The organism is Psychrobacter sp. TB20-MNA-CIBAN-0197 (assembly GCF_040309765.1).
GTDB classification, from domain to species: domain Bacteria; phylum Pseudomonadota; class Gammaproteobacteria; order Pseudomonadales; family Moraxellaceae; genus Psychrobacter; species Psychrobacter submarinus.
Window position 1 is genome coordinate 1 of record NZ_JBEOPC010000546.1, and the last position, 274, is coordinate 274.

The following is a 274-nucleotide window of genomic DNA, read 5'->3' on the forward strand; positions in this document are numbered from 1 at the left end:
GTGCAATGGGGGCGCTTTGGCGTTTTTCAAGCACTGAGAGTATAGTTATCAGCTTTTCATCTACGCCCTGAGCCAGTTTTACTTTTGCGCCAACGTCTACTATTTTACTCGCTTTTGTACGTTGGCCATTATAATGTACTTTGCCGCCTTGCACCATTTCGCGTGCAACTGCACGAGTTTTATAAAATCGCGCAGCCCATAACCATTTATCTAATCGAACTTTTAACCCATCTACAGGGTCTGAGATGGTATTAGCATTACTTTTTTTACTCAT

1 protein-coding gene is annotated in these 274 nt (G+C 42.3%); it reads right to left on the minus strand.

Annotation, left to right across the window (positions count from 1 at the left end; genetic code table 11):
- The coding region (locus AAEY83_RS14890) for a S4 domain-containing protein (protein WP_351060106.1) at nt 1–274 on the minus strand (274 nt) is incomplete at both ends.